Here is a 12,366-nt window from a genome sequence, read left to right on the forward strand (position 1 = left end):
TGGGAGGGGCGCGGTGTTCGTGCCGATTCTGGACACTTTGGCTCCCAGGCGCCGGCGTACCGTCCTGATGCGGTAAGCAGGCCAGGGCCTCTGGTTGCCGACCCGGCCCCCTTGTCCGATCGGCTGGGACATCTTTGACGACGAACCGGGCCCACAGTCCAGCCGGACGCGCGGCCCGGCCCGGCCCACAGTCCAGCCCGGCCCGTTGCCATGCCGGGCCTGGCTGCCGGCCATGCGAGCGACGTCCGCGGCCTAGAGCTAGGGCATCTTGACCGTTGACCTTGGGTGCGCCGGCGTCCAAGGCAACCCCACCGGCCCGAGCCAGCACCCCCACACCCGGACCCCCTGGCTGCGGAAGGACCCCCTGGCTGCCGTTGGATCCCCTGAAACGCACTCTCAGACGGTCCAACCGCAAAAGCCCGGTCCAAGCGCAGTAACGCGGTCCAAGTACGCGGCCGGCAGCCGGCCGGTCCCACACCCACCCGCTACACCCTCAGACCGGAAGAGCCAGTTTGAGGGCCCGGTTCCTGGTAGCGACAGCGGGAAACTGTTCGACCTGCTGGCGTATCAATGGGCGGAGGCCTGCAGGCTCATGTAGTGCGGGCTTGACACTGCAAGTACCTGCTCCTCGCTGATGGGTTAGATCAGCCAGGACAGCACCATCCGTCTACATCCCTCTGAATCGTCCCGGGTTTGATGGAGGCAGTGAATACACGGAAGGATCACTGTCATGAGTGCTCAGAGGAAGTATCCCGAGGAGTTGCGGGAGCGGGCTACCAGGATGGGGTGTGGAGGCCCGTAGGGACCCCGAGAGGTCTAAGGGGGCGGACTTGGAGGATCGCCGAGGAGCTGGGCGTCCATCCGGAGGCGTTGCGTACCTGGGTGATAGAGGGGCCGAGGTCGACGCGGGCGCCCGGCCGGGGACCACCAGTCAGGATGCTGAGCGGATCAGGCAGCTGGAGGCCGAGAACCGTGAGCTGCGGCGGGCGAACGCGATCTTGAGGAGCGCGTCGGCTTTTTTCGCGGCCGACACCAGGCCGCCCGTCCCGCTGATCTGTGAGTACATCGACTCCCGCAGGGAGGGGTTCGGGGCCTGTGCCGGTTCTGTCAGGCGCTGACCAGCGCCGGTGTCAAGATCGCCCCGAGCACCTACTACGCAGCCAGGAGTCGTCCCCCATCGGCAAGGAGTAGACGCGATGAGGCTCTGAAGGCTGAGATCGGGCGGGTTCATGAGGACAACTACTGCGTGCTTGGGGCCCGCAAGATGCATGCGATGCTGAATCGGCCTGAGTCCTGTGAGCGGCATGGGCTGGGGCATGCGGCCCGCTGCACCGTGGAGCGTCTGATGCGGGCCATGGGGTTGCACGGCATACGCCGCGCCAAATCACCGCGTACCACGCGCAGCGCTCCTAAGGAGCAGTGCCCGGCGGATCTGGTCAAGAGGCACTTCAGCGCGTTCAGGCCCAACGAGTTGTGGGCGTGTGGACATAACCTACGTACGCACCCTGTCCGGCTGGGTGTATGTGGCCTTTGTCACTGACGTGTACTCGCGTCGGATCGTCGGCTGGCAGACGTCAACGAGCTTGTACACCGACCTGGCCCAGGGGCGCCTTGAAGATGGGTATCTGGCAGCGCCAGCGCGAGGGCGCGGATCTGAAGGGCCTGACCCCGCCACTCCGACCGCGGGGTCCAGTACCGGGCGATCCGTTACGGGCAGGCCCTATCCGACTGTGATGCGGTGGCCTCGGTGGGCACCCGAGGGAGACTCATACGACAACGCTCTGGCCGAGGCCCTCAACTCACTCTATAAGGCCGAGCTCATCCGTAACCGGCACTACCTCGACGACCACGGGCCCTGGCAGGGCATCGACGATGCCCGTGTTCGCTACCGCCCAGTGGGCGCAACTGGTCGGGCAACACCCGGCCTCACTCCGCCATCGACATGCACGCTCCGATCGAGCACGAGCAGGCCTACACCCCACCAGACGACACCGACACCATCACCGAGCCCGAGCCCGAGGCAGAGGCCGAGGCAAAGGTCATGGACGTCGGCGAGCAGACCACCATCAACCAACCCCAGCCGGCAACCACCGGCGCCAGATAAAACACCCTCCACAAAACCCAGGGCTTGACACTCCTCCCACACCATTGACCTCCCCCCAGCCGCAGCGACTCCTGTGGCCCACACAGCACGTCCCACAGGACGGCCGAGCGCTGTCCGCCGACTGCCGCAAGCGCGGCCTGGCGGGCCGCCTGAGGTTTCAGACGACCAGGTCCAAAACGCACTGTCCGCTCCTGGCCATCTCCCGCCTCGCCCGAACCAGCACCGCCAGTTCGGCTCACCCGTGGGCCGAACCCGGGTGAGCCACAATCCGGCCCGCACCTTGCTATCGACCGAACTACTGCGGTTGGACCGTCTAAGAGTGCGTTTCAGACGGTCTATCCGCAGCCAGGGGGTCCAGTCCCAGCCGAGCGGACAAGGGAGGCCCAGCTGGCAACCAGACGCCCTACCCTGCCCACCACACCAGGGCGGTTGGCCCGTAGCTGGGAGCCAAAGTGTCCAGAATCGGCGCAAACACCCCGCCCGGTCCAGCACACGCTCTCAGATTCGTTGGAACCATGCAGATCTAGGGGGCGGTGCCGGGCGGGGGATCCTCGTTTGTGCCGAATTCGGACACTTCCCCCACCCGGCTAGTCCCACCAACCGAACTCGATCGTCATATCGACCGAACTCGATCGTCATATCGACCGAACTCGATGGTTATATCGACCGAACTCGGCAGATGCGCCTCAAACCGGAAGAGTCGGTTGATTCCTTTCGCGAGTCCGTGTCGTTCGGCTCAGGAGCCTGCGGAAACGCCAGCGGATTCGACGTTCGCAACTGAGCGTGAAGTCGCCGAACGGCGGTCCATGAGGATGCTGATGACGAATAGCGCCACAGTAGCTACTGCGATGCCCGCCGCAATCAGCCACTTACCGCCGAATTGTCCGAGGTATCCCAGGTACAATCCAATGACGCCGTAGTCGGAGTCTCCGAAGGTTGCGTTGGCGGTTCCGATGTCCCCGAGTACCCCGAGGAGTAGCAGCGGAACGATAGTGATGAATAGCCCGTTTGCGAAGGCGCCCAAGATAGCTCCGCGACGACCGCCCTGCGCGTTGCCGATAACGCCGGAGGCGCCTCCGGTCATAAAGTGCGCGACGATTCCCGGGATTATGATAGTTGTCCGTGCCACGCCCATAATCGCCATGCCGACGAGTCCGGCTACCAGTGAGGACAGAAAACCGATCATCACCGCGTTCGGGGCGAAGGTGAAGGTGATCGGAACATCTAGCGCCGGCTTGGCATTGGGGACCAGCCGCTCGGAGATACCCTTGAAGGCAGGAACGATCTCGGCGAGAATCACTCGCACACCAGCGAGGATTATGAATACCCCGGCTGCGAACTGCCCGGCTGACATCAGCGCCCAGATTACGTAGTTCTGGCCGTCAGAGATGTTTTCCGTGACGTAGGTCGGGCCAGCTATAAGAGCGACGACGAGGAAGATCAGTCCCATCGACAGCATGACGACAATCGTTGAATCGCGCACGAATCCGAGGGACTTCGGCACGTTGATATGTTCCGTTGAGTGTTCCGGATTGCCGCGCGAGGCCCGCGCCACCCACCCGGATAGTGCGATGCCGAATCCACCTGTGTGACCCAAGGCGACATCGTCGTTGCCGGTTACTTTTCGCATGAACGGCTGTACGACAGCAGGAGAGACCGTAGTTATTAGGGCCTCCGCAAGGGCGCCCCAAAAAATGGCCTCCCACTGTGACATCCCGGCAACCATGAGGATTACTGCGATCATCGCAGACTGGTACAGGGCAACGTGTCCGGAGAGGTAGATGTACTTGAATCGAGTCAGTCGCGCGAAGACGACATTTAGCACCATGCCGAAGAAGAAGATCAGGGCGGAGGTGGTGCCATATTCCAGTAGGACGGGGCCGACGATTGCTTCATTGTTCGGCACCACGCCCTGGACGTGAAATACGTCGGTGAACATTGTTCCGAACGGTGTGAGTGAATCCGTGACAACACTCGCTCCGGCAGACAGTACTAGGAAGCCGACGAAGGTTTTAATGGTACCCTTCATCATGTCGGACGGCCCCTTCTTCTGAAGGGATAGGCCAACCAGTGCGATCAGGGCAACGAGGATGGAAGGCTGCCTGAACAGCTGGACGAGTATATCTAGGAATCCTGACATTACTAACTCCTTTGTCAGTGATATCTATTGTGGAGACTCAGGCGGAGTGGTCGATTCCGAGTTCGTCGCAAGCTTCCCGCACCTTGTCGACGAGTTCGTCCTGGTCGATGATCGAGTTCAGAATCTTGACGTTGTTGAAGGCGCTGACGGAGTTCTCCAGGTCGCGGCCGACGAAGAACATGTCGGCTTCGGCGGGGGAAACCGATCCGAGGTCCGCGTGGTCCACCTCTACTCCTTCGGCGCCGATGGTCTTCAAGGCCTTCTCGATGTTCATCTGAACCATGAACGAAGAGCCGAGGCCTGAACTGCACATTGCCATGAACTTCATGAGTGTGTCTCCTGTGGTGAGATCTGGTTTGGATGGGCAAATGCTCATGCGTGTTCTGTAGAGAACACTTCCAGCACGTCTGTGGGCGAGTGTGCCGCTAGCAGACGATTGCGCCGTTCCTCGTCTATGAGGACTGCTGCAAGTTCTGCCATGGTCTGCCGGTGCTGATCGGCATCCCGTGCGGCCAACATGACGATGACGCGAGTCGGGTGGTCTGGATCGTCGTTGAGGTTGACACCTGGGTCGAGTACCAGGATGGAAATCGCGGTACTGAGGGCACCGGCCTCCGGACGGGCGTGGGCGAGTGTGATGCCGAAACCGAGGTCCATGTAGGTCCCGCCGGGGGCACGGACGTTGTGGATGATGCTGTCGGCGTAGCACGGTTCGATGCAGCCGTCTTCCAAGAGGGGGCGCGCCGCGGTGCGCATGGCGGTCTCCCAATCCGTGGTCGAGGAGAAGGCGATGCGCCCGGCTTTGAGCTCTTCCTTGAGCATGAGTGTCTCCGTTCTGTGGGCTTACCGAGATTCCGCGCGTGTGGTGAAGCCGATGACCGCGTCGGTGGACGCGAAGGTCGTTTCGGCGTAGATGGTCGGGCGGTGAGCGTCGTCGAAGGCGACGGACGTAGTGTGAAGGCGGAGTTCGCCCGTAGCGCATCCCAGATGTTGTGCATCGTCCGCGGACGGACGTGACAGTGTCACCTCTACGTGGTCCTCGCGAAGGGAGACGCCGTATTTCGCTGCGATGAGCTCGTATAGGGAGCGGTTGGTCAGATCAGCCTCCGTCAGGCCTTCGAAGCGGCTTGCGAGCAGCCACGCCCGCGTCAGGTGATCGATCGTGCCGTCTACGCTGCGCAGGCGGTCGATGCGGATTACCTCTTTGCCCGGTGCCACCATCAGGTTTAGGGTCACCACGCGCGGAGCGCTGATTATCTCCTGTCGCAGTACGAGCGAGGAAACGCGTCTACCTTCGGAGGTTCTCTGAGTGAAGAATCCGGACAGGTCGTAGCGATCTAGTGGGCGCGCCGGAGTGGGGGCCCCTTTGATGAAGGTGCCCTTCCCCTGTTTGCGGTAGATGATGTCGGCTCGCTCCAGTTCGTCCAGAGCGCGGCGCACGGTAATTCGAGAGACCCCGTAACGTTCGCAGAGCTGCATCTCAGATGGTAGCGGCGAGTCGGGTTCCGCTTGGGTGAACTCCTCAATGATGGCGTCGCGGACGCGCAGCCACTTCCCGCGCCGGCGCTGCTCTGCCGGTTGCTGCCCCAGCAGTGCTGTCATCTGGACGACTCCTCGCTGTCTTGGTGGTACATGCGGCGTGATGTCATAACAAGTTTCGCTAATATCATAACAACTTGTCGGCGGATGTCAAGGGGCGATGAAAACTCGTGTAGGACTCCCGTGAAGGGGCTCGGCGCCCCCTCCGGCACTGCTAGTGAGGGCCGCGCATCGCGCCGAGCCGGGGGTTGCCCTCTGGGCTTTGCCAAGTGGTGGATGAGAGTGTTGAGGGTCGGCGGCTGCGCTCGCCCCGGCTGCGCTTGCCCCGGGTGCGCTTGTGGTCGCACCGCGCCCGGGAGCTGGGGACTGATCTGAATGAGGGGAAGGTGGCGGGAACCTAGTCCGCTCGAGATGCTGGTTGCCGGCTCGGGAGGCGCGCCTCGCTGTATGTGGAGGAGACGAACCGCCGGTCAATGGCGTTTGGCGGTGTTGTAGGGCGGTGCTGTGGGGTCGGGCTTGGGTGCAACCCGGTCGCGCTTGCCGAGCTGTTGGGCTGTCGTGAACGAATGTACATCATCGCGGCATGTGCATGTGCGGTTTGAGTCCGATTATCGGCTAAATACCGCGGTATAGGGAGTTTTTGCTGTGCTCACCAGTGGCGCTTTTGATGAACAACGGTTCATCTACGCTCTGTTCGTCGGCGGATCGTCGCGCTAGTTTCCTGAGGTGTCCGGACCACATCCGGACCCTGGTACTCGAAGACGAGACGCAAGGAGATGGCGGCGATGCAGCTGGATCTGCTCAAACATGAACTGATTCGCCTGGACTGGGAGGTAGATGACCAGGAGGAGTTCTTCGAACGGATCGCAGCGGAGCTCCTGCCCGCGGGATACATCAAGGACACCTTCTGCGGCGCACTGGCAGAGCGGGAGCGCAAGTACCCGACGGCGCTCCCAACCATGCCGGAGGCGGTCGCCATCCCTCACTCCGACGTCGAACACATCGTCAAGCCCTTCATCGCCCCGGTGCGGCTGGCCAGGCCGATCAACTGGCGGGAGATGGGCAACGACGACGTCGTCCACCCGGTCCGCTTCATCTTCGTCCTCGGCTTCGTGCAGGAGGACCGCCACGTGGAGGTACTGCAAATCATGCTGCAGGCCTTCCAGGACCCGGCCTTCATGGAACGTCTGAGCGCGGCGCAGACCCCGGACGAGTACTACCGGGTGCTTTCCGGCATGTCCGGCGTCCAGGCCGCCTGACCCCGGAACACCCACACCCCCACACCCACCCATTCACAAGGAGAACCCACCATGACCGCAAAAGTAGTAGTCGCCTGCGGCAGCGGCGTCGCCACCTCCCAGACGGTGGCCAGCAAGGTCAGCCGCCTACTGAAGGAGGCTAAGGTTGACGCCGACGTCCAGGCCGTCGATCTGAAGTCCGTCGACCGCCACCTGGCCGACGCCGCCGCCTACATCACCATTGTGCGGGAGAACAAGCCCCGCTCCGTCCCCGTCATTAACGGGATCGCGTTCCTGACCGGCATGGGGCAGGACCAGGAGCTGACCAAGCTGATCGAGGCCATTAAGTCCTCTGGGAGCAACTGACATGCAAATCCTTCAGGACTCCGTCAACTTCCTGCTCTCGCTCGGGGCCGCCATCTTCGTCCCCATAATCATCATCATCGCCGGTCTGATCGTCCGGATGAAGGTGAAGGACGCCATCTCCGCGGGCATCACCCTGGGCGTGGCCTTCTCCGGCATGACCATGCTCATCAGCTACATGACCGAGGCGATCACGCCGGCCGCTCAGGCCATGTCGGACACTATCGGGGTGGACCTGCCCATCACCGACGGCGGGTGGACGACGATGTCCACGATCTCCTGGTCGTGGCCCTACGCCTTCCTGATGTTCCCGCTGGTGATCGGCATCAACATCGTGCTGATCCTGGTCAAGCAGACCGAGACCTTCAACGCGGACCTGTGGAACGTGTGGGGCAAGATCTTCACCGCCGTCGCCGTGTACTACATAACCGGAATGGTGTGGCTGGCATTCGTCATCGCGGCCATTCAGGTGGTCTTCGAGCTGAAGACCGCGGACTTCCACCAGCACCGGGTGGAAACAATGACCGGCATCCCGGGCGTGACAATCACCCACCGCATGGTGTTCCTGGCCGCCCCCATGTACCCGATCGACTGGCTGCTGCGCAAGATCCCCGGGCTCGACCGCTCGTTCAACGCCGCCGACCTGCGCGATAAGCTCGGCATCTTCGCCGAGAACCACGTGCTGGGCTTCATCCTCGGCATTCTGTTCGGCGTGCTCGCCCGGTTTGACGTCGCCGCCATTTTGACGCTCGGCATTCAGGCGGCGACGGCGCTGACCCTGTTCCCGGTCATCTCCAAGTACTTCATGCAGGCGCTCGAGCCGATCTCGAACGCCATCTCCGAGTACATGCGCAAGCGCTTCAACGACCGGCAGCTGTTCGTCGGACTCGACTGGCCCTTCCTCGGCGGCGCCAACGAAATCTGGATCGCCGTGATCTGGACCATCCCGGTGACCCTGGCATACGCCTTCTTCCTGCCCGGCAACGACATCCTCCCCTTCGCCGGCATCATCAACATCTGCATCGCGGTCGCGGCCTACTTCGCCAGCAAGGGCAACATCATCCGGATGCTCATCCAGTGCACGATATTCGCGCCCGTGTTCCTGTGGGTGGGCACCGCCTTCGCCCCGTTCATGACCGAGTTGGCCAACTCCACCAAGGCGGTGGAGCTGTCCGCCGGGCAGATGATCTCCAACTCCTCCATCGACGCACCCATCTTCACCTACGCGCTGTCCCATCTCATGCAGTTCCTCGACGGGAACTTCATCCCGCTGCTCATCTTCGTGGTCTGGCTGATCTGCTTCGTGGCCTACTCGCGCAGCCTGATCAAGGAGCGCAACGAGGCGCGTGCGGTCGCGGTAGAGACCGCCGGAGTCAGCGTCTGAGGTGTCTGACTCCACGCGACGGCGGTGGTCCCGCCACCGCCGTCGCAGCCCTGATCAACACCCGAGAATCCATCGAAACCAGAAAGTAGACACACCCATGCTTGAATCGCTGAAGAAAGAACTGTGCGAGATCGCCAAGCGGGCGCAGCACGACGGGCTGTGCAAGCACAAGTCCGGCAACTTCTCCATCCGCGACGCCGAAACCGGTTTTCTGGTCGTCTCGCCCACTTCCCTGGACCGTGACCTTTTGACCCCACGCGACGTGGTGGTCATGAACTTAGACGCCCACGTCGTCGAGAATGAATCCGGCCTGCGGCCCACCAGTGAGGTGCTCATGCACCTGGAGATCTACAAGGAGCGTCCCGAGGCTGTCGCCATCGTGCACACCCATTCGGCCTACGCCACCTCCTTCGCGCTGCTGAACAAGCCGATCCCCGCAATCGTCTACGAGGTGGCCAACCTGGGGCTGAGCCGGGCGCGCATTCCCGTGGCCCCGTACGGCCGCCCCGGCACCCCCGAACTGGCCGCCTCGGTGCGTCAGGCCGTGCGCGAGGCCGACTGCGTGCTGCTGGAGAAGCACGGCGCCGTCGCCGTCGACTCCCGCAACCTGTACGAGGCCTACCTCAAGGCCGCTTACATCGAGGAGCTCGCCCAGCTCTACCACCAGGCGCTCACGGCCAACGGCGGCGTCGAGCCCGAGTCCTTCGCCACCGAGGAGCTCCAGAAGTGGGCGTATCCGGCGGAGATCACCTTCCCCAACCAGCACTGAAACAACACGTAGAACTCTGGGAGGCAAGCATGAAGAAGATACTCAACAGCGCGGACAGCTTCGTCCGCGACACCATGGAGGGCATCGCAGCGGCCTACGGCGACCGTGTTGCCCTGCTCGACGGCGACCTCCGGGTACTCGTCTCGCGCTACCCGGCGCCGGAGGGCAAGGTCGGCGTCGTCACCGCCGGCGGCAGCGGGCACCTGCCCCTGTTCCTCGGCTACGTCGGGCAGGGCATGCTGGACGGATGCGCCGTCGGGGAGGTCTTCGCCTCACCGGCCGCCGAGAAGATGGCCGACATGATCCGAGCCTGCGACCGCGGCGCCGGCGTCCTGTGCCTGTACGGCAACTACAACGGCGACGTCTTCAACTTCCGCATGGCCTGCGAGGACGTCGAGTTCGACGGCGTGCAGACCCGGCAGCTGCTCGGCCGCGACGACGTCGCCAGCTCCCCGAAGGAGCGCGCCGACAAGCGGCGCGGCGTGGCCGGGCTGGTCTACGCGTTCAAGATCGCCGGGGCCGCCGCCGAGAAGATGATGACACTCGACGAGGTCACCGCCGTCACCGCCCGCGCCCTGGACAACACCCGCACCATGGGGGTGGCACTATCACCGTGCATTGTTCCCAAGGTCGGTGAGCCGACCTTCACCATCCAGGAGGGGCAGATCGAGATCGGCATGGGCATCCACGGGGAGGCCGGCATCGAGGTGCGCCCCATGATGACCGCCGAGGAGATCGCCCGCCTCATCCTGGAGACCATCGAGGCGGATCTGCCGCTGGCCGCCGGGGACGAGGTCTCGGTGATGATCAACGGCCTGGGCGGCACCCCGCTGGAGGAGCAGCTCATCGTGTACCGCTCCGTGCACGCCCTGCTGGCCGAGCGCGGAGTCACGGTAGTCATGCCCCATGTGGGCGAGTTCGCCACCTCCATGGAGATGGCCGGGCTGTCGGTCAGCGTTTTCAAGCTCGACGCCGAGCTGAAGGAACTGCTGCGCGCCCCGGCCACCACGCCCTTCTACACCAATGCGAACAAGTGAGGCCCACATGCTGAACCGTGAGTCACTTGCGGCAATCGCCGGTGAAATCAGCGTCCTGATGGCCACCAACCGGGACTACCTGGTGTCCCTGGATCAGGTCAGTGGGGACGGCGACCTGGGTATCTCCATGGACGACGGCTTCCGGGCGCTGGCCGAGTACCTGGCCGCCCAGGAGCAGACCGACCTCGGGCAGCTCCTGCGTGGGGCGGCCAAGGCCTTCAACGGTGCGGCGCCGTCGTCACTGGGAACCATCCTCAGTTTCGGGATGATGGGCATGGCGCGGACGCTGCGCGGCAAGACCGAGGCCGACGTCGTGTCCGTCGCGCAGGCCCTGCAGGCGGGCGTGGAGGCCATCATGGACAAGGCCGAGTCCAAGCCGGGGGAGAAGACCATCCTGGACGCGCTCATGCCCGGGGCGACGGTTCTCGTGGAGGGCGCCGCCGCCGTCGCCGGGGGCGGGACCGCGTTGAGCGAGTTGCTGCGGCGTGCCGCCGAGGCGGCCGCTCAGGGATCGGAGTCCACCCGGGAGATGGAGGCCGTGCACGGGCGGGCCGCCTATTCGGCCTCCCGCAGCATTGGGGTGCTCGACGGCGGCTCCGTCGTCGGCCGCCTGATCTTCGAGGGGCTGGCCGCCTGGGCGGTCTGAGGGCCGCGGATCTGCGGGGGCGGGAGGCGCCGAAAGCCCTTCCGTCCTCGCAGATCGGGTCGTACCGTATGTGTCATGGAATACAGACAGCTTGGTAAAAGCGGCCTACGGGTCTCGACCATCACCCTGGGCACCATGGGTTTCGGCGGCACCGGGTTCGCGCGCACCGTGGGTCAGATCGACGTGGACGGAGCGCGTCGGCAAATCGACATCGCGCGCGACGCCGGAGTGAACCTATTCGACACCGCTGACATGTACTCCGCCGGACTGTCCGAGGAGATCCTCGGCAAGGCGCTGGGCGCGGACCGCGAGGACGTCCTGATCGCCACCAAGGTGCGGATGCCCATGGGGGAGGGCCCCAATGACGCCGGCCTGTCCCGGCACCACATCATGCGCAGCGTGGAGGCGAGCCTGCGCCGCCTGGGAACCGACCACATCGACCTCTACCAGGTGCACGAGTGGGACGGGGTCACGCCCCTGGAGGAGACGCTTACCGCCCTGGACGATCTGGTGCACGCGGGCAAGGTGCGCTACATCGGCTGCTCCAACTATGCGGCCTGGCACATGATGAAGTCCCTGTGGACCGCCGACCGCCACGGCCTGACCCCGTTCGTCAGCAACCAGGTGCACTACTCCGTGCAGACCCGGGACATCGAGCATGAGATCGTACCCGCCGCGGTGGACCAGGGCATCGGCATCCTGGTGTGGAGCCCGCTGGCCGGCGGCCTGCTGACCGGCAAGTACCGTCGCGGCCTCGACGCGCCCGCCGGCAGTCGCCACGTGGAGGGCTGGGATGAGCCGCCGGTGTATGACGTCGAGGTCCTCTACGACATCGTCGAGGAGCTCGTGGCGATCGCCGACGGGCACGGCGTCGCACCCAGTCAGGTGGCCCTGGCCTACGTCCTGGCCAAGCCGGCGGTCACCTCGGTGATCGTCGGGGCGCGCAATGAGCAGCAGCTGCAGCAGAACCTCGGTGCGGCAGAGTTGGTGCTCACTGCTGAGGAGATGGAGCGGCTGGAGCAGGTCAGCGCAACCGGTTTGCCCTACCCGTTCTGGCACCACCTGAACGCCGCGGACCGGTTGAGTCCCGCCGACCTGACGCTGCTTGCGCGGCACCTGCGGGATCGCGGCTGAACGGGCTGCCCT

Annotated in this window: 11 protein-coding genes and 1 pseudogene; 8 read left to right on the forward strand and 4 right to left on the reverse strand. The window is 64.0% G+C overall.

What is annotated here, in order from left to right:
- Nucleotides 1-730: 730 nt before the first annotated feature.
- Nucleotides 731-1,975, forward strand: a pseudogene (locus tag CWT10_RS17860) (IS3 family transposase); the annotation flags it as partial.
- Nucleotides 1,976-2,840: 865 nt separating this feature from the next.
- On the opposite strand, the gene CWT10_RS02550 reads toward CWT10_RS17860, so the two are convergent.
- Genes CWT10_RS02550 through CWT10_RS02565 form a run of 4 tightly spaced genes read right to left on the reverse strand, consistent with a single transcriptional unit; the run spans nucleotide 2,841 to nucleotide 5,846 of the window.
- Nucleotides 2,841-4,244 carry a PTS ascorbate transporter subunit IIC gene (locus tag CWT10_RS02550; RefSeq protein ID WP_103063593.1) on the reverse strand — a complete coding sequence of 468 codons (1,404 nt, stop codon included), beginning with the start codon at nucleotides 4,242-4,244 and terminating at the stop codon, nucleotides 2,841-2,843.
- A 37-nt stretch (nucleotides 4,245-4,281) separates the two neighbouring features.
- The gene (locus tag CWT10_RS02555) at nucleotides 4,282-4,572 is read right to left on the reverse strand and encodes a PTS sugar transporter subunit IIB (RefSeq protein WP_103063594.1); all 291 of its coding nucleotides are present in this window, start codon (nucleotides 4,570-4,572) and stop codon (nucleotides 4,282-4,284) included.
- A 44-nt stretch (nucleotides 4,573-4,616) separates the two neighbouring features.
- Nucleotides 4,617-5,066, reverse strand: coding sequence for a PTS sugar transporter subunit IIA (locus tag CWT10_RS02560; protein ID WP_103063595.1), 450 nt, complete (start codon nucleotides 5,064-5,066; stop codon nucleotides 4,617-4,619).
- A 21-nt stretch (nucleotides 5,067-5,087) separates the two neighbouring features.
- Nucleotides 5,088-5,846, reverse strand: coding sequence for a GntR family transcriptional regulator (locus CWT10_RS02565; RefSeq protein ID WP_103063596.1), 759 nt, complete (start codon nucleotides 5,844-5,846; stop codon nucleotides 5,088-5,090).
- Between the two features lie 713 nt (nucleotides 5,847-6,559).
- Here CWT10_RS02565 and CWT10_RS02570 point away from each other — a divergent pair.
- The 7 genes from CWT10_RS02570 to CWT10_RS02600 all read left to right on the forward strand — a co-directional run bounded on the left by CWT10_RS02570 (nucleotide 6,560) and on the right by CWT10_RS02600 (nucleotide 12,354).
- Nucleotides 6,560-7,042, forward strand: coding sequence for a PTS sugar transporter subunit IIA (locus CWT10_RS02570; protein WP_199176357.1), 483 nt, complete (start codon nucleotides 6,560-6,562; stop codon nucleotides 7,040-7,042).
- Nucleotides 7,043-7,093: 51 nt separating this feature from the next.
- Entirely contained in the window at nucleotides 7,094-7,387 is a 294-nt protein-coding gene (locus CWT10_RS02575) for a PTS sugar transporter subunit IIB (RefSeq protein WP_103063598.1), read from the forward strand.
- Nucleotide 7,388: 1 nt separating this feature from the next.
- Nucleotides 7,389-8,768 carry a PTS galactitol transporter subunit IIC gene (locus CWT10_RS02580; protein ID WP_103063599.1) on the forward strand — a complete coding sequence of 460 codons (1,380 nt, stop codon included), beginning with the start codon at nucleotides 7,389-7,391 and terminating at the stop codon, nucleotides 8,766-8,768.
- Between the two features lie 97 nt (nucleotides 8,769-8,865).
- On the forward strand, nucleotides 8,866-9,537 hold the full coding sequence (locus tag CWT10_RS02585) for a class II aldolase/adducin family protein (protein WP_103063600.1): 672 nt from the start codon (nucleotides 8,866-8,868) through the stop codon (nucleotides 9,535-9,537).
- Nucleotides 9,538-9,566: 29 nt separating this feature from the next.
- Nucleotides 9,567-10,574, forward strand: coding sequence for a dihydroxyacetone kinase subunit DhaK (locus CWT10_RS02590; protein ID WP_103063601.1), 1,008 nt, complete (start codon nucleotides 9,567-9,569; stop codon nucleotides 10,572-10,574).
- Between the two features lie 7 nt (nucleotides 10,575-10,581).
- On the forward strand, nucleotides 10,582-11,220 hold the full coding sequence (locus tag CWT10_RS02595) for a dihydroxyacetone kinase subunit L (RefSeq protein WP_168190750.1): 639 nt from the start codon (nucleotides 10,582-10,584) through the stop codon (nucleotides 11,218-11,220).
- A 75-nt stretch (nucleotides 11,221-11,295) separates the two neighbouring features.
- Nucleotides 11,296-12,354 carry an aldo/keto reductase gene (locus CWT10_RS02600; protein ID WP_103063602.1) on the forward strand — a complete coding sequence of 353 codons (1,059 nt, stop codon included), beginning with the start codon at nucleotides 11,296-11,298 and terminating at the stop codon, nucleotides 12,352-12,354.
- Nucleotides 12,355-12,366 lie beyond the last annotated feature (12 nt).

Source organism: Actinomyces qiguomingii, assembly GCF_004102025.1.
Lineage (GTDB): Bacteria > Actinomycetota > Actinomycetes > Actinomycetales > Actinomycetaceae > Actinomyces > Actinomyces qiguomingii.

Excerpts from the sequence above, each read along its gene's own strand:
- CWT10_RS02595 (WP_168190750.1), top strand. The coding sequence starts at position 10,582 with ATGCTGAACCGTGAGTCACTTGCGGCAATCGCCGGTGAAATCAGCGTC.
- CWT10_RS02585 (WP_103063600.1), top strand. The coding sequence starts at position 8,866 with ATGCTTGAATCGCTGAAGAAAGAACTGTGCGAGATCGCCAAGCGGGCG.
- CWT10_RS02550 (WP_103063593.1), bottom strand. The coding sequence starts at position 4,244 with ATGTCAGGATTCCTAGATATACTCGTCCAGCTGTTCAGGCAGCCTTCC.
- CWT10_RS02565 (WP_103063596.1), bottom strand. The coding sequence starts at position 5,846 with ATGACAGCACTGCTGGGGCAGCAACCGGCAGAGCAGCGCCGGCGCGGG.
- CWT10_RS02560 (WP_103063595.1), bottom strand. The coding sequence starts at position 5,066 with ATGCTCAAGGAAGAGCTCAAAGCCGGGCGCATCGCCTTCTCCTCGACC.
- CWT10_RS02575 (WP_103063598.1), top strand. The coding sequence starts at position 7,094 with ATGACCGCAAAAGTAGTAGTCGCCTGCGGCAGCGGCGTCGCCACCTCC.
- CWT10_RS02590 (WP_103063601.1), top strand. The coding sequence starts at position 9,567 with ATGAAGAAGATACTCAACAGCGCGGACAGCTTCGTCCGCGACACCATG.
- CWT10_RS02555 (WP_103063594.1), bottom strand. The coding sequence starts at position 4,572 with ATGAAGTTCATGGCAATGTGCAGTTCAGGCCTCGGCTCTTCGTTCATG.
- CWT10_RS02600 (WP_103063602.1), top strand. The coding sequence starts at position 11,296 with ATGGAATACAGACAGCTTGGTAAAAGCGGCCTACGGGTCTCGACCATC.
- CWT10_RS02570 (WP_199176357.1), top strand. The coding sequence starts at position 6,560 with ATGGCGGCGATGCAGCTGGATCTGCTCAAACATGAACTGATTCGCCTG.
- CWT10_RS02580 (WP_103063599.1), top strand. The coding sequence starts at position 7,389 with ATGCAAATCCTTCAGGACTCCGTCAACTTCCTGCTCTCGCTCGGGGCC.